Here is a 1840-nt window from a genome sequence, read left to right as displayed (position 1 = left end):
TTATTAAGGGGGGTGCCGATAGGCGGGGGGATCCCCCCTGCCCTACTTAATAAGGGGGGTGTCTGACAACTTTTAACACCTACCTACTTATCCTTTTTTATCAAACTAGAAGGCTCTCTTGGTCTTTTTTTATGCAGTTAAAGTGACCGTAGCCTTGGCAGTTTGTCCAGAATCAGAAGTAGCAGTAATAGTAATTTTATCCCCATTATTTCCTTGTGCAGGTGCAGTGTAGGTAAATTTGGCATCAGTGGTATTTTTATCAATTTTACCGCTGTCTGGCGGTGAGATTGTGATGGTGTAGTTACCAACGGGGTTAATGCTAAATTCCTGGATTCCATTTAATTCTAAATTTTGGCGAGGCGGAGCGATCAAAATCGCTGGAGGTAGTCCCTGTCCAGTGGAACTAGCCTCTACAGTTACTTTTTTCTCCACTTGATTAATTAAATCGGGAATAAGACGTTCGCTAAATCCAGCCACAAAAGCCATTGTTAAAAGTCCATATAAATAGATGCCATTCCGATTATCTTCAGTGCCACCCCGAATTTCTAAGGGAGAAATATTAGAGTTAAGAATTAGCAGAATAAAGAAAGCAAAACTTCCCCCTAAAATCGGCTTAGTTAGACCAATTATAAATGGCAAGAGGTCATCGTCATATTTTTGGTTTTTGGGATTATCAAAATCTTGCAAACGAGTTAAAAGACTAACTGCTCCCCCTAAAGTGCCTGTCATCAATATCAATATCAAGAGTCTAAAATTTCCGTCTTTGTCTTCAGTATTTTGGTTACTTTTACCCTCAGTATTGATTGGAGGTAAAGACATAAGCAAATCTTTCACTGGAAGGGAGTTCATAATACCCCAATTCAAAGGGAGAGCTAACACTAATCCAATTAAAACTTTTGTAGGTATTTTGAAAGAATGGAACAGATTATCTCTGAATTCGGCTAGACGAGTCCAAAAACCTGTCTGGGTTTTTCTTAATCCCGTTCTGGCGGCATAGCGTAATTTTTGTGCCAGAATAATATTAGGTTTACCTATTAAAGATTTAATCGCAATTTCTCCGGCATCTACCACCGACTTTACTTGCATGATATCACCAGGTTTGGAAATGTTCTTGAGTTCCACCTGTGCCATCCCTAGTATTTTAATTAATTTGGCTAATTCTCCCTGTACTTCCCGGTCTAATTCTTGAGGGAATCCCGCTACTTGTTCTTGGGTTTTTTCCAGCAAAATATCAATTCTTTTATTTAGTTTGATTCCCTCATCTCTAGCTTTAATTTCATTGATTAAATCGTCTAAAGTTTGAAATAAAACACTTTCTTCTTGTACTTGTAGTTGTGCAAAATTATCTTTAAATTCCTTGACTAACTTTTCAAAGGGTTCATCTACTTCAGGAATTGAACTATATTTGTCTAAGTTATCCTTCAGTTCAGCAATCAAAGACTCATTTTTCTGTTGTAATTCCACAGTGGTGGAAAATTTAACCAAAGTATCTTTAACTTTTGTTTGCCAAGCGATTAGTTCTTGCTTAAGTCCTGGCAAGTTTGCATCGTTAGCATTAGCATCGAATAGAATCGTAATTGTGGCCACTAAACTATCAGTTTCTTGGCTTAAAGTATCAAGAGGAGTTTCTGAAATTTTGCCCGTAGATAAAAGGTTGATTGTCTCCACAAGCTGATCTGTATGAGCTAGTATTTGTTTTTCTAATTCTTCTCTGCTAGGTAAAGGGTCTGAAAAAGTTAATTCACCTAGTTTTTGAATAAATTCATCTCTTAAATTATTAGTCTCTTGAGTGATTGTTTTGGCTTCTGTTTGGTAACTAGCAAGGGTAGCTGATTTATCC

The 1840-nt window shown here is 37.3% G+C and carries 1 protein-coding gene; it reads right to left on the bottom strand.

Features of this window, described 5'->3' with window-relative positions:
* Window positions 1-129: 129 nt before the first annotated feature.
* Window positions 130-1840 (bottom strand): hypothetical protein (locus IQ242_RS23865; RefSeq protein WP_193961662.1); only part of this gene is annotated, 1711 nt, incomplete at its 5' end.

The organism is Microcystis sp. LEGE 08355 (assembly GCF_015207185.1).
GTDB lineage: Bacteria > Cyanobacteriota > Cyanobacteriia > Cyanobacteriales > Microcystaceae > Microcystis > Microcystis panniformis.
The sequence above is the reverse complement of the archived record's forward strand: the minus strand, read 5'-3'. Positions and strand labels throughout refer to the sequence as shown.